Source organism: Ruegeria lacuscaerulensis (genome assembly GCF_013034685.1).
GTDB classification, from domain to species: Bacteria; Pseudomonadota; Alphaproteobacteria; order Rhodobacterales; family Rhodobacteraceae; genus Ruegeria; species Ruegeria lacuscaerulensis_B.
This window is the reverse complement of the sequence record NZ_WQGO01000004.1, coordinates 136,155-155,937: the sequence shown is the minus strand read 5'-3', so window position 1 is coordinate 155,937 and position 19,783 is coordinate 136,155. Positions and strand designations below refer to the sequence as shown.

At 59.2% G+C, this 19,783-nt stretch carries 20 protein-coding genes; 10 read left to right on the top strand and 10 right to left on the bottom strand.

The genetic code is table 11. The features are described from left to right. Positions 1-53: 53 nt before the first annotated feature. Entirely contained in the window at positions 54-620 is a 567-nt protein-coding gene (locus GOV80_RS11845) for a TlpA disulfide reductase family protein (protein WP_170784938.1), read from the bottom strand. Positions 621-641: 21 nt separating this feature from the next. On the opposite strand from GOV80_RS11845, the gene argH reads away from it, so the two are divergent. The 5 genes from argH (at position 642) to GOV80_RS11820 (ending at position 6,347) form a co-directional block, all read left to right on the top strand. Continuing rightward, positions 642-2,030 (top strand): argininosuccinate lyase, encoded by a 1,389-nt coding sequence (argH, locus tag GOV80_RS11840; protein WP_170784936.1) that lies wholly within the window; start codon positions 642-644, stop codon positions 2,028-2,030. Next, positions 2,030-2,212, top strand: coding sequence for an argininosuccinate lyase (locus GOV80_RS11835; protein WP_170772579.1), 183 nt, complete (start codon positions 2,030-2,032; stop codon positions 2,210-2,212). Before argH ends, GOV80_RS11835 begins: the two co-directional genes overlap by 1 nt. A 76-nt stretch (positions 2,213-2,288) precedes the next feature. Further along, the gene (locus GOV80_RS11830) at positions 2,289-2,438 is read left to right on the top strand and encodes a hypothetical protein (RefSeq protein ID WP_170784934.1); all 150 of its coding nucleotides are present in this window, start codon (positions 2,289-2,291) and stop codon (positions 2,436-2,438) included. Positions 2,439-2,503: 65 nt separating this feature from the next. After that, the gene (gene lysA / locus GOV80_RS11825; RefSeq protein WP_170784932.1) at positions 2,504-3,769 is read left to right on the top strand and encodes a diaminopimelate decarboxylase; all 1,266 of its coding nucleotides are present in this window, start codon (positions 2,504-2,506) and stop codon (positions 3,767-3,769) included. A gap of 40 nt (positions 3,770-3,809) precedes the next feature. Continuing rightward, on the top strand, positions 3,810-6,347 hold the full coding sequence (locus GOV80_RS11820) for a TIGR02302 family protein (protein WP_170784930.1): 2,538 nt from the start codon (positions 3,810-3,812) through the stop codon (positions 6,345-6,347). A gap of 16 nt (positions 6,348-6,363) precedes the next feature. On the opposite strand, the gene GOV80_RS11815 is transcribed toward GOV80_RS11820, so the two are convergent. Beyond that, a complete protein-coding gene (locus GOV80_RS11815; RefSeq protein ID WP_170784928.1) occupies positions 6,364-7,263 on the bottom strand; it encodes a zinc-ribbon domain-containing protein in 900 nt (299 codons plus the stop codon). A 183-nt stretch (positions 7,264-7,446) separates the two neighbouring features. Here GOV80_RS11815 and GOV80_RS11810 point away from each other — a divergent pair, with 183 nt between their 5' ends. The 5 genes from GOV80_RS11810 to GOV80_RS11790 all read left to right on the top strand — a co-directional run bounded on the left by GOV80_RS11810 (position 7,447) and on the right by GOV80_RS11790 (position 11,476). Further along, positions 7,447-8,124, top strand: coding sequence for an ATP-binding cassette domain-containing protein (locus GOV80_RS11810; protein WP_170785478.1), 678 nt, complete (start codon positions 7,447-7,449; stop codon positions 8,122-8,124). A gap of 20 nt (positions 8,125-8,144) precedes the next feature. Beyond that, positions 8,145-9,020, top strand: coding sequence for a cell division protein FtsX (locus GOV80_RS11805; RefSeq protein ID WP_214648011.1), 876 nt, complete (start codon positions 8,145-8,147; stop codon positions 9,018-9,020). Next, entirely contained in the window at positions 9,017-9,757 is a 741-nt protein-coding gene (locus GOV80_RS11800; protein WP_170772567.1) for a lysophospholipid acyltransferase family protein, read from the top strand. The genes GOV80_RS11805 and GOV80_RS11800 overlap by 4 nt, the downstream gene beginning before the upstream one ends. Then, positions 9,744-10,349 (top strand): pyridoxamine 5'-phosphate oxidase family protein, encoded by a 606-nt coding sequence (locus GOV80_RS11795; RefSeq protein WP_170785476.1) that lies wholly within the window; start codon positions 9,744-9,746, stop codon positions 10,347-10,349. The genes GOV80_RS11800 and GOV80_RS11795 overlap by 14 nt, the downstream gene beginning before the upstream one ends. Positions 10,350-10,432: 83 nt before the next feature. Continuing rightward, a complete protein-coding gene (locus GOV80_RS11790) occupies positions 10,433-11,476 on the top strand; it encodes a sterol desaturase family protein (RefSeq protein WP_170784924.1) in 1,044 nt (347 codons plus the stop codon). A gap of 54 nt (positions 11,477-11,530) precedes the next feature. Here GOV80_RS11790 and lpdA read toward each other — a convergent pair whose 3' ends face one another. From lpdA to GOV80_RS11750, 8 genes are all read right to left on the bottom strand, one after another. Then, complete coding sequence (lpdA, locus tag GOV80_RS11785) at positions 11,531-12,919, bottom strand: dihydrolipoyl dehydrogenase (protein ID WP_170784922.1); 1,389 nt, start codon at positions 12,917-12,919, stop codon at positions 11,531-11,533. A gap of 79 nt (positions 12,920-12,998) precedes the next feature. Next, the gene (locus GOV80_RS11780) at positions 12,999-13,388 is read right to left on the bottom strand and encodes an MAPEG family protein (RefSeq protein WP_170784920.1); all 390 of its coding nucleotides are present in this window, start codon (positions 13,386-13,388) and stop codon (positions 12,999-13,001) included. Between the two features lie 65 nt (positions 13,389-13,453). Further along, positions 13,454-13,846, bottom strand: coding sequence for an MAPEG family protein (locus GOV80_RS11775; RefSeq protein ID WP_170784918.1), 393 nt, complete (start codon positions 13,844-13,846; stop codon positions 13,454-13,456). Positions 13,847-13,974: 128 nt separating this feature from the next. Further along, the gene (locus tag GOV80_RS11770) at positions 13,975-14,244 is read right to left on the bottom strand and encodes a hypothetical protein (RefSeq protein ID WP_170784916.1); all 270 of its coding nucleotides are present in this window, start codon (positions 14,242-14,244) and stop codon (positions 13,975-13,977) included. A 2-nt stretch (positions 14,245-14,246) separates the two neighbouring features. Further along, on the bottom strand, positions 14,247-15,755 hold the full coding sequence (gene odhB / locus GOV80_RS11765) for a 2-oxoglutarate dehydrogenase complex dihydrolipoyllysine-residue succinyltransferase (RefSeq protein ID WP_170784914.1): 1,509 nt from the start codon (positions 15,753-15,755) through the stop codon (positions 14,247-14,249). Between the two features lie 2 nt (positions 15,756-15,757). After that, positions 15,758-18,715 carry a 2-oxoglutarate dehydrogenase E1 component gene (locus GOV80_RS11760; protein ID WP_170784912.1) on the bottom strand — a complete coding sequence of 986 codons (2,958 nt, stop codon included), beginning with the start codon at positions 18,713-18,715 and terminating at the stop codon, positions 15,758-15,760. Continuing rightward, positions 18,712-19,254, bottom strand: coding sequence for a DUF805 domain-containing protein (locus GOV80_RS11755; protein WP_170784910.1), 543 nt, complete (start codon positions 19,252-19,254; stop codon positions 18,712-18,714). Before GOV80_RS11755 ends, GOV80_RS11760 begins: the two co-directional genes overlap by 4 nt. Continuing rightward, positions 19,251-19,781, bottom strand: a complete 531-nt coding sequence (locus tag GOV80_RS11750) for a DUF805 domain-containing protein (RefSeq protein WP_170784908.1) — start codon at positions 19,779-19,781, stop codon at positions 19,251-19,253. The genes GOV80_RS11755 and GOV80_RS11750 overlap by 4 nt, the downstream gene beginning before the upstream one ends. Positions 19,782-19,783 lie beyond the last annotated feature (2 nt).

Sequence of the window (19,783 nt, the reverse complement as noted above, 5' to 3'; positions counted from 1 at the left end):
CGACCGGCCCGCGAGGCACGGACCGGTTACTGCATTTTTAAAGTCGACTGCGATCAGCTTTCGCCGCCCACCAATGCGCCGACAATCGCCTTGGCACTGTCCGAGTTCCATTCGGCATCGCCGATCAGACGGGCAATCTCGTCTCCGTTGGGATCAAGGATCACAGTAATCGGCAGGGCAATCACGCCGAATTCCCGCGCCACAGCCGAACCGGGATCCTGATGGCGGGGCAGGTTGTCGATACCGGTTTCGTCGAAGAACTTCTTGATACCGGCAGGTGAGTTACGGCCGGTGGCAAGTGTCACAACCTCGAACTTGTCGCCGCCGAACTCTTCCTGAAGCTCAGCGATCTGGGGCATTTCCTTTCGGCAAGGCGCACACCACGTGGCCCAGAAGTTCACCAGAACGTATTTGCCTTTGTAGTCGGCCAGTGTCGCTGTACCGCCGTCATCTTCCAACTGAAACTCAACAGCGGCCTTGGGCTTGGGCTCTTTGTGCAGGATCAGCCGTTTCAACGTGCCTTCGCGCAATGGCTTAAGAGTTTCTATATCTGCGGCCAAAGCCGCATTTGCACCCAGCGCAAGGGCCATATAAAGGGGGATCAGACGAAATAGGCGCATATCAACTCCGGGTTTTCTTACATGACCGATCAATCCTCGAACCAGATGTGGGGCGGCCGCTTTGCCGCCGGTCCAGACGCGATCATGGAGGCAATCAATGCCTCGATCGGGTTCGATCAGCGGATGGCAGCCCAGGACATCGCAGGCTCGCGCGCCCATGCCGCCATGTTAGCGGCCACAGGCGTCATAAGTGATAGTGATGCGCAGGCTATTCGGGAAGGGCTGCTCACAGTCTTGTCAGAAATCCAGTCTGGTTCGTTTCAGTTTTCGACCGCGCTGGAAGATATCCATATGAATGTCGAGGCGCGCCTGAAAGAAGTCATCGGCGAACCTGCGGGTCGTTTGCACACCGGGCGCAGCCGCAATGACCAAGTGGCGACCGATTTCAAACTGTGGGTGCGTGATCAGTTCGACGCGGCGGAAACCGGTCTGTTGGCGCTGATCCGCGCGCTGCTGACACAGGCCGAGGCTGGGGCCGATTGGGTCATGCCCGGTTTCACCCACCTGCAAACGGCGCAGCCCGTCACATGGGGCCACCACATGATGGCTTATGTCGAGATGTTTGGCCGCGACCTTTCCCGTGTCCGTGACGCCCGCGCGCGGATGAACGAATCTCCCTTGGGCGCTGCTGCGCTTGCGGGCACGTCTTTCCCTATCGATCGGGACATGACCGCCCAGGCGCTGGGCTTTGACCGACCAGCCGCGAACTCGCTTGATGCGGTCAGCGACCGAGATTTTGCTTTGGAATTCCTGTCCACCGCCTCGATCTGCGCAGTTCACCTGTCGCGTTTTGCCGAGGAACTGGTGATCTGGTCCTCGGCCCAGTTCCGGTTTGTGACGCTGTCGGATCGCTTCTCGACCGGTTCGTCGATCATGCCGCAAAAGAAAAACCCCGATGCGGCCGAGCTGATCCGCGCCAAAGTTGGCCGTATCTACGGCGCGAACACCGCGCTGATGATGGTGATGAAGGGCTTGCCGCTGGCCTATTCCAAGGACATGCAGGAAGACAAGGAACAAGTCTTTGACGCCGCCGACAACTGGATGCTGGCGCTGGCCGCGATGGAGGGCATGGTCAAGGACATGACCGCCAACCGCGACAGTTTGGCGGCTGCGGCAGGGTCAGGTTTCTCGACGGCGACCGATCTGGCTGACTGGCTGGTACGGGTGCTGGGCCTGCCGTTCCGCGATGCGCATCACGTCACCGGATCGCTTGTTGCCATGGCCGAAGCCCAGGGCTGCGACCTGCCTGATCTGACCCTTGAGGACATGCAATCGGTTCACGCTGATATCACCGACGATGTCTATTCTGTCCTTACGGTCGAAAATTCGGTAAACTCGCGTCAATCCTTTGGCGGCACGGCACCCGATCAGGTGCGTGCCCAGATCAAGCGGTGGAAGGCGCTGGTGTGATGCGGATTTTACGTGTGGTGCTTTTGGTCTCGGCTGGTGCGGTGCTGGCCGGGTGCGGTGCGGATGGCGAGCCGATCCAACCCACCATGAGCGCCAATATCGGCGTCGGCAGCAGCGGCACCTATGGCGGCGTTGGTGTCGGGTTGCGTAAAGGCGGTCTGGGCGTGTTCCTGGGGCTGTAATTAATCGTCAATCCCTATTCGGCACTTTCAAACCTGACCCGATCAGCAGGATCGGATCGAAATACATGAGACAAATATGAAATTCATCGCACTGTTACTGCCCGTTCTTTTCCTGGCCGCCTGTGATCCGTCCTACACACCGCACCCCGAGCCTGAAGCGCAATCCAGCGGGTCCGGTATCTCGCTTTCGGGCTATGGTCGGGTCGGCGTCGGCGTTCGCAAGTAACGGCCCGCGCAGCCGTGTACGGAATCCATTGATCCGCAGACCTCTTTTGGTCTAAGCGCGCTTGTATGGATCACTTTCTCTACCGCGACGGCGCGCTTTTCGCCGAGGATGTCCCAATCTCCGAAATCGCAGCCGCGGTCGGAACCCCGTTCTATGTCTATTCGACGGCGACCTTGCTGCGGCATTTCAAGCTGTTCGATGACGCGCTGAACGGGATGGATCACCTTGTCTGCTACGCAATGAAGGCGGCCAGCAATCAGGCGATTCTGAAGACGTTGGCGCAGGCGGGCGCGGGGATGGACGTGGTTTCGGGCGGGGAATACCTGCGGGCAAAGGCCGCGGGCGTGCCTGGCGAAAAGATCGTATTCTCGGGCGTTGGCAAGACAGCGGATGAAATCCGCACTGCGCTTGCCGGCGGCATCCGCCAGTTCAACGTGGAATCCGAACCTGAGATGGAGGTGATCAACGCGGTTGCACTGGACTTGGGCGTGATTGCGCCGATCACCGTGCGGGTGAACCCGGATGTAGACGCCAAGACCCACGCCAAGATCGCCACCGGCAAGTCGGAAAACAAATTCGGCATCCCGATCGCCCGCGCGTCCGAGGTGTATGCCCATGCGGCCACCCTGCCGGGGCTGGATGTGATTGGCATCGACGTCCATATCGGCTCGCAACTGACCGAGTTGGCTCCGTTCGAGCTGGCCTATACCAAGGTTGCCGAGCTGACCGAGCAACTGCGCGCCGAAGGGCACAATATCCGCCGTCTTGATCTGGGGGGCGGTCTCGGCATTCCCTATACACGCGCCAACGACGCGCCACCGCTGCCGGTGGAATATGGAGCTTTGATCCAGAAAACGCTGGGCCATCTGGGCTGCGAGATTGAAATCGAACCGGGCCGTCTGATCGCGGGCAATGCGGGCCTGATGGTCAGTAAGGTGATCTATGTGAAATCGGGCGAGGGACGCGATTTCCTGATCCTGGATGGGGCCATGAACGATCTGATCCGACCTGCGATGTACGAGGCGCATCATGATATCGTCGCCGTGACCGAGCCCGCGCCGGGCGTGGAACAACGTCCCTATGACATTGTGGGCCCCGTGTGCGAAACTGGCGACACCTTTGCCAAACAGCGCAACATGCCGCCGCTTGCAGCCGGTGATCTGGTCGCTTTCCGCAGCGCCGGGGCCTATGGTGCGGTGATGGCCAGTGAGTACAATACGCGCCCATTGATCCCCGAGGTTCTGGTGCACGAAGATCAATTCGCCGTAATTCGTGAACGCCCGAGCTTTGACGAAATTATAAACCGCGATACCATACCCGAATGGCTCTGACGCGATAGGCGCGCGGGCCTGCTGACGGAGGCCCGCCTTTATGGCTAAACAGACCCTGCCGATCCCTAGACTGTCCCTTTGGCTGACCCATGCAGGGATGTTGGCCGAGCAAGTCTGGCGGGCTTTCTGGCCATTTTTCTCGATCCTGATGGCGATTCTGGCTGCTTTGATGCTGGGATTGCAGGATTTCGTGACGGTTGAAACCGTTTGGATCGTCGGCGCACTGGCTTTGCTGAGTCTGCTGGGCTCGCTGGTCATTGGCGCAAGGCGATTCCATATCCCCAGCCGCGCCGAGGCGCTGATGCGGTTGGATGAGACCCTGCCGGGGCGTCCGATTCAGGCCCTGATGGATGATCAGGTCATTGGTGCGATGGATGCTGATTCTGTGGCGTTGTGGCAGGCGCACCAATCCCGCATGGCCGCACGTGCCGCACAGGCTGAGCCGGTGAAGCCCAACCTGCGGCTTGCGGATCGTGATCCCTATGCCCTGCGCTACTCGGCCCTATTGGCGCTGGTGATCGCAACCCTCTTCGGGTCGTTCTGGCGCATTGGTTCGGTAGCCGAGATGACCCCCGGCGCCGCTGTCGCAGGACAAGGGCCGAGTTGGGAAGGCTGGGTCGAGCCTCCGCGTTATACCGGTTTGCCGACATTGTATCTGGCCGATCAGTCCGACCCGTCCTTGTCGATTCCTCAGGGCAGCCGAATTACTCTGCGGTTTTATGGTGAAGTCGGTGCGCATAGCCTGACTGAAACCACCACGCCTCTGGGCACCGAAGGCGCGACCGAACCGGAACAAGAAATCGTTGTCGACAAATCGGGCGTTCTGAAGATCGACGGCCCCTCGGGCCGGGACTGGGCGCTGGATATCATCGCGGACACGCCGCCCCACATCGCCGTCGCGGACGTCGCTGAGTCCGAGGCGGGCGGCCGGATGAAGCTGCCTTTCGCGGCGGGGGATGATTATGGGGTCGAATCGGGCTCGGCCCTGATCGAACTTGATCTGGCCTCGGTCGATCGCCGCTATGGCCTGACGCTTGACCCCGAACCGCGCGAGGCGATTGCGGTGGAACTACCGATGCCGATCACCGGCGACCGGTCTGATTTCATCGAAGACCTGATCGAAGACTTCTCGGAGCACCCTTGGGCGCATTTGCCGGTCAAGATCACCCTGACAGCGCGGGATGCGGCTGATCAGGAAACGCAGTCTGAGCCCCACATGACCGCTTTGCCGGCGCGCAGGTTCTTTGACCCGCTGGCGGCGGCAATCATCGAACAACGTCGCGACCTGCTTTGGACACGGGACAACGCAACGCGAGTCTCCCAACTGTTGCGCGCGGTGTCGCACCTTCCCGAAGGCTTCTTCCGCTCGGATACCGCATACTTGCGGCTGCGCGTGACATTGCGGCGGCTTGAGACCTTCAATGAATACGGTCTGAAACCTCAGCAGCAGGCCGAGATTGCGCAGGCCCTGTGGGATCTGGCGGTGCAGATCGAAGATGGAACGCTGGCCGATGCGCTGGAACGGATGCGGCGCGCGCAAGAACGCCTGACCGAAGCGATGCAGAATGGTGCGACAGATGAGGAAATCGCGGAGTTGATGCAAGAGCTGCGCGAGGCCACGGACGAGTACATGCGTCAGCTTCAGCGCCTAGCGCAGGAAGGGGATAGCGAAGAGCGGCAGTCCGGCCAGAATGGCGAAAGCATGCAAATGACGCAGGACGACCTGCAACGCATGATGGACCGCATTCAGGAGCTGATGGAACAGGGCCGGATGGCCGAAGCCCAACAGGCGCTGGAGGAATTCCAGCAGATGATGGAGAATATGCGCGTCACCCAGGGACAGGGTCAGGGCCAACAATCCGAAGGCCAACAGGCCATGGAAGGGCTGGCCGAGACGCTGCGCGAACAGCAGGGGCTGAGCGATCAGGCGTTCCGAGACTTGCAGGAACAGTTCAATCCGGGCGCGCAGGCTGGTGAAAACCAAGGCAATGAAGGCCGCAACGGTGGTCAGGGGCGCGGCGAAAGCCATGAAGGACAAGGCGGCCAGGGTCAGGGCTCGGATCAGGCGGGCGAGGGCCAGCAGGGTCAGGGATCGCTGGCGGACCGGCAACAGGCCCTGCGCGATGAATTGGGCCGCCAGCAGCAGAACCTGCCGGGTGGCGGAACGCCCGAAGGGGATGCCGCACGTGACGCATTGGACCGCGCGGGTCGTGCCATGGATGATGCAGAACAGGCCCTGCGCGGCGATGATCTGGCCGAGGCGATTGACCGTCAGTCCGAGGCGATGGAGGCCCTGCGCGAAGGGATGCGCTCATTGGGCGAAGCATTGGCGCAAAACCAGCAGAACCAACCGGGTCAAGGCACGCAGGACGGTGATATGCAGGCCAATAACCGCGATCCGCTGGGGCGCAGTCCGGGGTCGTCTGGGTCAATCTCGACCGATGAAGGCATGCTTCAAGGCGAGGACGTCTATCGCCGCGCGCGCGAGCTTCTGGATGAAATCCGCCGCCGGACCGGTGAACCAGACCGCCCGCAGCTTGAGCTTGAATACCTCAAACGTCTGCTCGAACGGTTCTGATTTCTCAAGGTCTGATTTACTGCGCGCCTGAACTGGTCTGCGCTTGTAGCCACAGCCGCGCCTGATCAACTAACGAGACATAGCTGTCCAGCACCGGATCGGCTTGAGGGACAGCTTCGGAAATCTGTTGCGCGTTGCCGTAGATCAGAAACAGGATCACGCCAATGACGACCATCAGCAGGAATCCGCGGCGGAACCCGCCGCTGGGGGCCTTGCGGGGCAAAGGCTGAACCTGTTCTTTCTTCTTTTTCTTGGGCTTCTTTTTCGCAACAGGTTCGTCGCTGCGCAGACTTGAATTTATGGCCTCCACGTCCGGCAAATCTTCTTTTTTCGCAGGGTCTTTGGCGGCCTCGGTGGCGGTCAGTTCGCGGATCGCCTGCTCCGGATCGGGTTCAGGTTCAGGCTCCGGCGTAGGTTTGGGTTCTGGCGGGGTCAGGGCCAGATCGGTCTGCGTTTCAAGGCTTTCTGCCTCTTGCGCCCGCAGATCGGCCTCGCGCGCGGCCTCTTCCTTGAGGATGCTGGAGACCGATGGGTCGACATGGCTGCCGGTGGGGGTATCCGCAGGTACGGACGCCGCCTGAGGTGTGGGTTGGGGTTCCGGTTCTGGCTGAGGCGACGGCGCGGGCTTTGGTTCTGGCTGTGGTGGCGCTGACTCTGGCTCTGGCTGCGGCGCAGGTTGTTGTGCAGGCTGCGGCTCGGGTTCTGGCTGCGGCGCGGGTTGCGGAGCCGGTTGAGGCTCGGACGCTTGTTCGCTTGCCTCTACCTCGGGTACAACCGGGTCAGGTTCGGGTTCGGTGGTCTTGGCCTGAAACCAGGTCTTTTCGCAGTTCGAACATTGCACATCGCGGCCTTCTGCCGGGATCACCTCGTCCGGAACCTCATACTGGGCGCTGCAATTCGGACATGTAAGACGCATACTGCCTCCTGGCCACAATATTGGCCCGATAATAGTTTTTTCAGGAATGATATTCCGTTAAGACCTGACCGCAAAGGGTGTTTTCGGTTTCACACGACAAGTGTCGCCAATTCGACCCGGTGCAGAGATTGAAACATAAACCGCGCTCGGGCAAGAAGGGCGGTGAACAACCTGGGGGCCCCTGTGATCGAGCTGGAAAATGTCAGCTATACCTATGGTGGTGACGCATTGCTGAGCGATGTGTCCCTGCATCTGCAACCGGGGTCCTTCCACTTTCTGACCGGCCCGTCTGGCGCGGGCAAAACCACGTTACTGAAGCTCTGCTATGGCGCATTGTTGCCAACTTCGGGACGGTTGACTGCCTGCGATCAGAATGTTGCGGAATTGGATCGGGATCAGATGGCTCTGTTACGGAGGCGGATTGGGGTCGTCCACCAAGATTGCCGGTTTCTGGATCACCTGACATTGGCGGAAAACATTGCTCTGCCACTGATGGTGTCCGGCAAAGGTGAAAAAGCGCAGAAAGAGGATATGGACGAGTTGCTGAACTGGGTCGGGCTGGGCGCACGGCAGGATGCTTTGCCCCCCGAGCTGTCCGGCGGCGAACGGCAACGCGCCGCCCTGGCACGGGCGGTTATCCTGTCGCCAGATGTGGTTCTGGCCGACGAACCCACCGGAAATGTCGATTGGGACATGTCGCAGCGCCTTTTGCGGCTGCTGGTCGAGTTGAACAAGATGGGCAAAACTGTGCTGATCGCGACCCATGATCTTAGCCTGATCCGGGCGGCCAAAAGCCAGGTGCAGGCACGGGTTCTGCGGATTTCGCACCGCAACGTGCAACTGGCGGGGGCTGATCTGTGACGCAAGACAGTCTTCGCAACATGCTGTTGCCCGATAGCAGGGCCGACCGGGTGGTGCCCCCGACCGGGTATACGGCGCATCTGACCCTGTTCGTGTCCGGCGCGATGGCCTTTCTGGCGGTGTTTGCACTGGCACTGTCGCTTGCCTCTGACCGATTGGCCGAACGATGGGCAACGGAACTGGCTGGTGCGGCCACCCTGCGTATTAATGCCCCGGCTGATCAGATGGCGGCCCAGACTAAGGCCGCGTTGGATGTGTTGTCACAAACACCGGGTGTGGCTTCGGCGCGCGCGTTGACTGCCGAGGAACAGATCGCGTTGTTGTCCCCCTGGTTCGGGTCCGACCTGCCACTGGACACGCTGCCCGTACCGCAATTGATCGAGATTATCGAGGGCGAGCCCGGCATGGATGTGGCCGGTCTGCGCCTGCGTCTGGGGGCCGAGGCACCGGGCGCCGTTCTGGACGACCACACCCGCTGGCGCGCTCCGCTGATCGATGCGGCCATGTCACTGCGGCGTTTGGGTTGGATCTCGATCCTGCTGATCGGAGGGGCAACGGCGGCAATGATTACTCTGGCGGCTAATGCGTCGCTTGCGGCCAATGCCCAGATTATCGAGGTTCTGCGGCTTGTCGGTGCCCGCGACCGGTTCATCGCCCATGCTTTTGTGCGCCGTTTCACCTATCGCGCTTTCTTTGGGGCTGTGGTCGGTGTTCTGTTCGGTATGATCGGGGTGTTGCTATTGCCCGAAGCCTCGGATGAGGGAGGGTTTCTGACCGGTCTGGGATTTCGCGGTTTGGGCTGGTTGTTGCCGGCGCTGATCCCGATCCTCGGTGCAGCCGTGGCTTTTCTGGCGACCTGGACGGCGGCAACGCGCAAATTGAAGGAGCTTTCGTGATGGCGGCAGTTCAATGGGTTCGGTCACTTATCTTCATGATCGTGATCTATGTGTGGATGCTGATTCTTGGGATCGTGTTCGCCCCCTATGCAATCTTTGCCAAACAAGGTGCGCGACGGGCGTGCAAGACCTATGCGCGCAGCACCATGTGGCTGGCTAGCTGGATGGTCGGTATCCGCTGTGAAGTGCGTGGCACGCCACCGGTTGATGAAGTGGTTGTTGGGGCAAAACACCAGTCGTTTCTTGATATTATGATGATCTTCAATGCCATGCCGCAGGCCAAGTTCATCATGAAACGCGAGCTTATGTGGACACCGATCATCGGGATATATGCGCGTCGGCTGGGCTGTATCCCGGTGGATCGTGGCAAGCGTGGCGCGGCGGTGGCCAAGATGGTCAAGGATGTGGCCAAAGAGTTTTCCGAACCCGGCCAGTTGGTGATCTACCCGCAAGGAACGCGCGTCGCGCCCGGCGCGCGCAAACCCTATAAGGTTGGAACCGCCGTGCTGTATGAGGGGCTTAACTTTCCGTGCATTCCTGTGGCGACCAATGCGGGTGTTTTCTGGCCCCGCACGGGCATTATGCGCAAGCCGGGCCTTGCGATCGTCGATTTCCTTGACCAGATCGAGCCCGGCGTTGACCGCGATCCGTTTCTGGCCCGCCTAGAAGAGGTGATCGAGACGCGCTCGAACGCGTTGATGCAGGAAGTGGGGTTTGACCTGGATGCAGTACATTGACGATATCGAAACGCTCGAGGCACTCTATGGCACGCCAGCGGCACCATCTTTGCGCAAAGTTGCGCCTCGTCTGACTCCGCTTTACCGGCAATGGATCATGGCTTCGCGGCTGTGCATCCTCAGCACGGTTGGGCCGGAAGGTGTGGATGGCAGCCCGCGTGGCGACGATGGTCCGGTGGTTCTGGAGCTGGACGACAGGACACTTGCCCTGCCGGATTGGCGTGGAAACAACCGGTTGGACAGCCTGCGTAATATCGTCCGTGACCCGCGCGTGGCGCTGATGTTCATAGTGCCCGGTTCCAACAACGTGGTGCGCGTGAACGGAACGGCCCGCGTGACTGCGGATCCCTGCTTGACCGCCCGGTTTGACAAAAAGGGCAAGCACCCCGCCACGGTGATCGTTATCGACATCGCTGAGGTCTACACCCAATGCGCCCGTGCGTTGATGCGGGCCCGTACTTGGCGCAGTGGTGACGAAAGCGCCACCCTTCCGACGATGGGGGAGATCCTGGCCGAAGCTTCGAACGGAGACGAAGGCGGCGCGCGCTATGACGCCGAATGGGGCGCGCGCGCCGAGAAAACGATGTGGTGATCAGCCCACAATATTTCACGGTATCGCCACACGGGTGGACAAATACGGACGCAAAAATAGGATGAGCGAAACCGGAGGCTTAGATGCAGCAGTTGCAAACATATTGGCAAGAGTTCCTAATTCACGCAAAAAGCGTGTTGTTGTATCCGCTTAACCCAGATAACCGAGTTTATGTCCTATATCTGGCAACTTCTTTCCTCATCGCGTTCTGGATCTATGCCCGGAAAAGGCGTGTGTCTTCAGAGGTTGACGGAGAAACGACGTTCTTCGGGTTTCTGTTTCCAAAGAAAGTCTGGCGACATCCGTCAGCTTGGCTGGACGTAAGATATTTCTTCTTCCACATGCTGATTGGGCATTTCCTGTTGCTAGGTCTTCTGGCCGGCTCTGCGGCGGTATCCTATTATTGGGCCAGTGGTGGGTTTGACCCTTCCACCGTTGAGGATGGCAAACACCTCACAGGTTGGGTGGGGGCCACTATCACCATAGTCTATATGTTTGTGCTCTTTCTGGTGTTGGATTTCATTGGCTTTTACTGCCACTACCTACAGCACAAAATTCCACTGTTGTGGCAGTTTCATAAAGTTCATCACAGCGCCGAGGTCATGCATCCAATCTCGAACTTCCGCGAACACCCCATCGACAATCTGTTCTACCTTGTGGCTATTGGTCTGGGGGGTGGCGCCGTAACGGGTTTTACCTTCCGTATATTGGGATATCACCCGAATATCCCAGTTGTTCTTGGGGTGCCGCTTTTGATGTTCCTGTTCAATGCCGTGGGCTACAATCTGCGGCACTCCCATATTTGGCTGCGTTGGCCGGGCGTCTGGTCCAAAGTCTTCCCATCCCCGGCGCATCATCATGTGCATCACAGTTGTCACCCGGATCATCTAGACAAGAACTTTGCCTTCATGTTCCCGGTTTGGGACGTGTTGTTCGGCACATATGTCATGCCGGATGATAATCGTGACGTGAAATTTGGTGTAACCGAGAAAGATAATGGCCAGGAATTAAATACGTGTATGAGACTGTATTTCGTGCCTTTCCGGGATGCATGGAATCTTATTCGACGTAAACAAGACGCCGGGCAGGAAACTCAGCAGCCTCACAATCGCGAGCCTGCTGAATAGGATTTACGCTGAAACGAAACGCGACGCTGTACGAACAAGTCGCGCTTTTGGTTCCTAGCTGTGTATTGGACCGTCGCCACAAGCCAGAGCCGCTTCGCGCACGGCCTCGGAATAGGTTGGGTGCGCGTGGCAGGTCAGGGCCAGATCTTCGGCCGAGGCTCCGAATTCCATTGCAACGCAGACCTCGTGGATCAGGTCGCCCGCTGCGGGGCCGATGATATGGGCACCCAGAATGCGGTCAGTCTCTTTGTCGGCCAGAATTTTCACAAACCCGTCGGCGGCAAAATTTGCCTTGGCGCGGCCATTGCCCATGAACATGAACTTGCCAACTTTGTAGGCGCGGCCTGCCTCTTTCAGCGTGGCTTCGGTTTCGCCTACATTCGCGACTTCGGGCCAAGTATAAATCACGCCCGGAATGACACCATAGTTCACATGGCCATGCTTGCCTGCGATCTGTTCGGCTGCGGCCATGCCTTCATCTTCGGCCTTATGGGCCAGCATCGGGCCTTCGGTCACGTCACCGATGGCGTAGATGCCGGGCACGTTGGTTTGCCAGTCACTGCCGACCTTGATCTGACCGCGCGGTGTCATCTCAACCCCCAGCGCGTCCAGCCCCAGCCCGTCCGAGAAGGGTTTGCGCCCGGTGGCGACCAGCACGGTGTCGGCCTCGATCATATGCTCGCTGTCATCTTTCAACAGCTTATAGGTGACTTTGGCCTTGGTCTTGGTGGCTTCGGTCTTTTGAACCGCAGCCCCCATGACAAAATTCAGACCCTGTTTCTTGAGGATACGCTGGAAGGTTTTCTGAACCTCGGGGTCCATGCCCGGCGTGATCTCCTTGAGGAATTCGATCACTGTCACCTCGGCCCCTAAACGGCTGTAGACCGAGCCCAGTTCCAGCCCGATCACGCCCGCGCCGATTACAACCATCTTTTTTGGAATCTTGCCCAGCGACAGCGCGCCGGTCGATGTCACGACGACTTTTTCGTCTACTTCAACACCGGGCAGCGAGGACGGTTCGGACCCTGATGCGATGATGATGTTTTTGGCAGTGTGAACCTCGTCACCCACCTTCACCTGGCCGGTGGCTGGGATCGAGCCCCAGCCTTTCAGCCAGTCGATCTTGTTCTTCTTGAACAGGAACTCGATGCCCTTGGTGTTGCCGTCGATCACCTCGTCCTTGTAGGCCTGCATCTGTTTCCAGTCGACCGAGGGGCTTTTGCCCTTCAGACCCATCTTGGCAAAGTTATGTTCTGCCTCGTGCAGCTGATGGCTGGCATGCAGCAGCGCCTTGGACGGGATGCAGCCCACATTCAGGCAAGTGCCGCCCAGCGTTTCACGCCCTTCGACAACGGCGGTTTTCAGGCCCAGCTGGGCGCAACGGATGGCGCAGACATAGCCGCCGGGGCCGGCTCCGATTACGATGACGTCATAGTTTGCCATTCAAATGGTCCTTTGTTGTTCTCGGGGGAGGGCATGCGCCCGGGTCCGTAGGCTTCTTATACCAGCGTGAGGTGCAAGATTAAATCAGCGCCGCAAGCAGCATTGCGACAGTTGCGAAAAAGCTGACAAGCCAGACAATTGTGCGCCATGGTGTCCAACCCAGCGCATAGGCGGGGACATAGATGACGCGTGCAATCAAAAAAATCCAGGCAGCAGCGGCGGTGAATGAGGTCGATTGTCCTGTCACGGCAATCACAAGGGCGGCGATGGCAAACAGGGTCAGCCCTTCGGTCAGGTTGCTGAGCGCACGATGCATCCGCCCCGAGGCTCCGGGCCGTTCAATTTCCGTGTCGCGGGGCCCGATCGCCTTGTTCACATCCATTTTGCCGTGGCTGACGGCAAGATAGGCAATGAACTGAACGGCCCAAAGCAAGGCGGCCAGGGTCAGAACTGTGATTTCGGGGGTCATTTGGTTATCCGATTTTAGCAGGGCCTGAGAGTGGCCGCGTTGCCAAAGCCGCGGCCGAAAACGCCTCAAAGCGCCTGGAGGTATAGATAGGCCGTTGCGAAAAATCCGGCCAGCCAGACGGTTGTGCGCAGGAACGGTACGGGAATGGCAAACGCGTAGATCGGAACAAAAACGATCCGCGCGATCAGGAATATCTGCGCGGCAAACAACGTACCGCCGGTAAAAGCGTCCTTGGCGGACAGGATCAGAATGGCAGGTGCAAACAGTGCCATAGCGACGACTGAATTGGCCAAAGCGCGCTCCACCCGACCTGCGGCGCCGGTCAGCGGCGGCATGTCATCGCGTGCGCCGCCCAGCGTCATCAACCCGACCTGAGACATTGCAGTCAGGATATTCAGCAAAACCACAATAATGACCACCAGGCCATAGAGGGCAAGAATCGAAAGCTCGGAAGACATGATAGGTATCCTTTTGTCAATCTCAGTCCGGTCTTGCGACTACCATTCACCGGGCGCGAAGGCAGGCTGGGTTCACGGGTATTTGCGTGCCCGTGTGCGAGTTGACCCCGCACACGGTTTTTTTCAGATCAGACTGGTTTCAGCAGTTTCACTTGAATATGGGCCACGCCGCCGCGTTCGTGGTGCATCGCCAGTTCCTGCGAATCCAGAAAAGCACGGGCCTTGTCCAGATCGCGCACCTCAAACATGGCGATGGCGTGATCGCGCTGATCAGGATCGCGCCAGACGTGCAGGTCATGGATACCTGCCGCCTTGCGCATTGGCTGATCTTCGCGGAACACGGTCAGCCAGGCGTTGAAATCAGCCACATCGGCCTGCCAGAGAACATGGGTTGCCATGATTACAGATCCATCAGCAGGCGGCGCGGATCTTCCAACGCCTCTTTGACGCGAACCAGGAAGGTCACCGCACCTTTGCCGTCAACGATCCGGTGGTCATAGGACAGCGCCAGATACATCATCGGGCGGATCACCACCTGACCATTGATCGCCATCGGGCGGTCCTGAATCTTGTGCATGCCCAGAATACCCGACTGCGGGGGGTTGAGGATCGGCGAGGACATCAGCGAGCCGTAAACACCACCGTTCGAGATGGTGAAGGTGCCGCCCTGCATCTCAGCCATGGACAGCTTGCCGTCACGGGCGCGCTTACCTTTTTCGGCAATGGCTTTCTCGATCGCAGCAAAAGACATGCTATCAGCATCGCGGATGACCGGAACCACCAGACCGGTCGGCGTGCCGGCGGCCACGCCCATATGAACGAAGTTCTTGTAGACAATGTCGGTGCCGTCGATCTCGGCGTTCACCTCGGGCACTTCTTTCAGCGCGTGGCAACAGGCCTTGGTGAAGAAGGACATAAAGCCCAGACGCACGCCGTGCTTCTTCTCGAACTGGTCCTTATACTGGCTGCGCAGTGCCATCACTTCAGTCATGTCCACCTCGTTATAGGTGGTCAGCATGGCGGCGGTGTTCTGGCTGTCTTTCAGTCGCTTGGCGATGGTCTGGCGCAGGCGAGTCATCTTGACCCGTTCCTCGCGCGCAGCGTCATCGGCGGCCACAGGCGCGCGCGGCGCAGGGGCAGGTGCCGGAGAGGCAGCAGGCGCGGGTGCGGCAGCCGTTGCCACGGCGCGGGCCACGTCCTCTTTCATGATGCGGCCGTCGCGGCCGGTGCCGGTGACCTGATCAGCCGACAGACCGGCTTGTGCCATCGCTTTCTCAGCCGAAGGTGCGTTGGACACGTCCTTGCCCGTGGCCGCAGCTGCAGGGGCCGCCGCTGCCGGAGCAGCCGCCGGAACCGCAACAGCACCTGCGCCCGAGATAACGGCCAGTTTCGCCGAAGCGTCCACAGTGGTGCCTTCGGGTGCGGTGATTTCGGCCAGAACACCAGCGACGGGGGCCGGAACCTCGACCGAGACTTTGTCGGTCTCCAGCTCACATAGCATTTCGTCCTGCGCGACGGCGTCGCCCACTTGCTTGAACCATGTGGACACGGTCGCCTCGGTCACGGATTCGCCCAGCGTTGGGACCATAACGTCAACGCTGGCAGCATTCGCTGCCGGAGCTTCTGCTGCTGCGGCCGGGGCTGCCGCCGCCGGGGCAGGGGCAGCGCCTTCGCCAGCTGCAATCGTAGCCAAAAGCGCGTCAACGCCGACGGTTTCACCTTCGGCCGCCACAATCTCTCCCATCACGCCTGCGGCGGGGGCGGGCACTTCAACAGTGACCTTGTCGGTCTCTAGCTCGCAGAGCATTTCGTCAACGGCGACGGCGTCACCGGGTTTCTTGAACCAGGTGGCAACCGTGGCTTCAGTGACCGACTCGCCCAGCGTGGGAACACGAACTTCAATGGTCATCATTACTTTCCTTCAATGCTCAGCGCTTCGTTTACCAGCGCTTCTTGTTGGGCTTTGTGTTGGCTGGCCAGACCCGTCGCGGGCGAGGCCGAAGTGGCGCGACCGACATAGCGGGGCCGTGTATGTTTGGCTTTAATCCGGGTCAAAACCCATTCGATGTTGGGTTCGATAAAGGTCCAGGCACCTTGGTTCTTGGGCTCTTCCTGACACCAGACGATCTCGGCGCCCTTGAAACGCTCAAGCTCGTTGATCAGCGAATGCGCGGGGAAAGGATAATATTGCTCGATCCGCATCAGATAGACGTCGTCGATGCCGCGCGCGTCGCGTTCTTCCAACAGGTCATAGTAGACCTTGCCAGAACACAGAACGACTCGCTTGATCTTGTCATCCTTGACCAGCTTGGTGTCAGAATTGCCATGCTGCGCGTCATCCCACAGCACCCGGTGGAAGCTGGATCCGGTGGTGAATTGATCTGCGGTGCTGACGGCCAATTTGTGACGCAGCAGTGATTTTGGCGTCACCATGATCAGCGGTTTTCGGAAAGTCCTGTGCAGCTGGCGGCGCAGGATGTGGAAATAGTTCGCCGGCGTCGTGCAGTTCGCCACGATCCAGTTGTCCTGCCCGCACATCTGCAGGAAGCGTTCCAGACGCGCGGACGAGTGTTCAGGCCCCTGACCTTCAAACCCGTGCGGCAACAGACAGACCAAACCGGACATACGCAGCCATTTGCTTTCACCCGAGCTGATGAACTGGTCAAACATGATCTGCGCGCCGTTGGCAAAGTCGCCGAACTGCGCCTCCCATAAGGTCAGGGCATTGGGTTCGGCCAGCGAATAGCCGTATTCAAAACCCAGCACCGCATATTCCGACAGCATCGAGTCGATCACTTCATAGTGCGACTGTCCGGCCCGGATGTTGTTGAGCGGATAGTATCGTGCCTCGGTCTCCTGATGCACAAAGCCCGAGTGGCGTTGGCTGAATGTCCCTCGCGTTGCATCCTGACCGGACAAGCGGACCGGATAGCCCTCGGTTAGAAGCGAGCCAAACGCCAGCGCTTCGCCGGTTGCCCAGTCGAACCCTTTGCCGCTTTCGAACATCTTTTTCTTGTGGTCCAAAAGTCGGCCGACGGTTTTGTGCAGCGCGATATCTTCGGGCACATGGGTCAGAGCGTTGCCGACCTCGGCCATGGTTTCCGGCGAGATCGCCGTGTCGCCCCGGACATACTCTTCTTTGTTTTTGTCCAGATGTGACCAGCGCCCGTCCAGCCAGTCGGCCTTGTTGGGTTTGTAATCTTTCCCGGCCTCGAACTCGTCATTCAGGTGGGCCTGGAAAGCGGCTTTCATATCCTCGATTTCGCCTTCGGGGATCAGGCCATCCTTGACCAGACGTTCTGTATAAAGCGACAGCGTGGTCTTATGCGTCTTGATCTTTTTGTACATGATCGGGTTGGTGAACATGGGCTCATCGCCCTCGTTGTGACCAAACCGGCGATAGCAGAAGATGTCGATAACCACGTCCTTGTGGAACTTCTGGCGGAATTCGGTCGCCACTTTTGCGGCGTGAACCACCGCCTCGGGATCGTCACCGTTCACGTGGAAAATCGGCGCTTCAACCATCAGCGCGATATCGGTGGGATAGGGGCTGGAGCGGCTGAAATGAGGCGCCGTGGTGAAACCAATCTGGTTGTTCACCACGATATGCATGGTGCCACCGGTCTTATGCCCCCGAAGGCCGGATAGACCGAACCCTTCGGCCACAACGCCCTGACCTGCAAAGGCCGCGTCGCCGTGCAGCAGAATGCCCATCACCGCCGTACGCTCGTCATCCTTCAGCTGGTCCTGCTTGGCGCGGACCTTGCCCAGAACCACCGGGTTCACAGCCTCAAGGTGGCTGGGGTTGGCGGTCAGCGACAGGTGGACATTGTTGCCGTCAAATTCCCGGTCGCTGGACGCACCCAGGTGGTATTTTACATCGCCTGAGCCATCCACATCCTCGGGCTTGAAGCTGCCGCCCTGGAATTCGTTGAAGATCGCGCGATAGGGTTTGCGCATCACGTTGGCCAGAATGTTAAGACGGCCTCGGTGCGGCATCCCGATAACAATGTCACGCACACCCAGCGCGCCGCCGCGCTTGATGATCTGTTCCATCGCGGGGATCAGAGCCTCACCGCCGTCCAGACCGAACCGCTTGGTGCCCATGTATTTGACGTGCAGGAATTTCTCGAAACCCTCGGCCTCGACCATCTTGTTCAGGATCGCCTTGCGGCCTTCCTTGGTGAACGCGATTTCCTTGCCATAGCCTTCGATCCGCTCTTTCAGCCACGCGGCCTGTTCGGGATCGGAAATATGCATGTATTGCAGCGCGAAGGTGCCGCAATAGGTCCGCTTCACGATATCGACGATCTGCCGCATCGAGGCCATCTGCAGGCCCAGCACGTTGTCGATAAAGATCGGCCGGTCCATGTCGGCCTCGGTAAAGCCATAGGTCTTGGGGTCCAATTCGGGGTGGTTGGTCGCAGCACGCATCCCCAACGGGTCCAGATTGGCGGCCAGATGACCCCGGATACGATAGGCCCGGATCAGCATTAGTGCGCGCAGGCTGTCCAGAACCGCGCGCTTGATCTGATCTTCGCTGACCGCAACGCCCTTGTCCGCTGCTTTGTCCTTGATCTTTTTGCCCGCCGCCTTGGCGTCGATCTCGACCCACTCACCGGTAAGCGCGCCCGTCAGGTCATCCGCAGGCATCGGCGGCCAGTCAGTGCGCGCCCAGGACGGGCCCTCGGCCTCGCGCTGCACATCCGGCGAAGCATCGCCCATGGCGCGAAAGAACTCGACCCAGGCCGCATCTACTGCATTCGGGTCCCGCGTGTATTGAGTGTATAGCTGTTCCAGATATTCGGCATTGTGCCCCTGCATGAAGCTTGAGGCATGAAAGGCGGAGTTGGGCGAGTGCTCGGTCATTGGGTTACCTCATATGGGTTGGGACCGTATTGGTTGGTGCCTGGCTGGCTGGGGCGGGTCAGCCACCACAGCACCAGGAGGGGCGAGATCATCAGGACTAGAAGTGTGGGTATAACAATCAGTAAAGTCGCGCGGGTGAACAGGATATCCAGATTGCCGCCATGCTGGAAGCTGGACGCCATTCCAATGCCGAACACCAGCACAGCAACGGCTCCGGCCATCAGGAGCAGCGGAAACAGAGCATAAAGACCGCTGCGTCCGCTGTCATGCATCCGCCGCCACGCGACCGCCAGATGCGGGAAGAACACGATCAGGCTGACGATGGTCTGCACCGGCCCCGAGGAGGAGGCCGTGACGGATTTGGATGTCTCGGTTTCGGTCACGGCGACCTGAGTGAAGAATTGCCAGTCGATGATCCCGGCGATGAGGCTCCAGATCACGATGAACAGGAAAAAGAACCAGTATTCAGGCCGCGAGGCGCGACCCGAGAAGGTGAAGAACTTGGAGAAACAGGTGCGGATGGCGTCAGAGAAGGTCATGGGATCGCTCCAACAGGGTTCAAACCATATCGATTCGAGCTGTTCTCAGGTTTTACAAACCCAATCCAGAAACACCACAATACGCTTCCGTAGGGGATGAAGCCCAATAGCATGGCGGGAACAAGGATTTGCACGGCAGTTTCTGCACGCCCAGCCAGGAAAAGCATCGCGCAAATCGTGAGGGCAGCACCTGAAACGCCGTTTATCCATGCAGCAATGTAGAACCAGCCACCTCGCCAGCCATGGTCTTTGAACCTTCGGGATACCGTCGGGAGCATTAGAAAACAAAAGAGAAAAACGGAAGCTGAGACCATCAAGCCAAGCGGAAGGTTTTCCGCCGTTAGCGGACCGGATGCCAAAGCGCTTGACCCCAGTGACGCGACTATGAGGCTTGCCGAGAAAATCTGGAAGATCAGAGTGACGACCAAACTCGCGAGAAACATCCACCAGAATTCGGATCGAGAGGCGCGTCCCGAAAAATCAAAGACCTTTCGAAAACCCAACGATATAGCGCATTTTGGTCCCATCA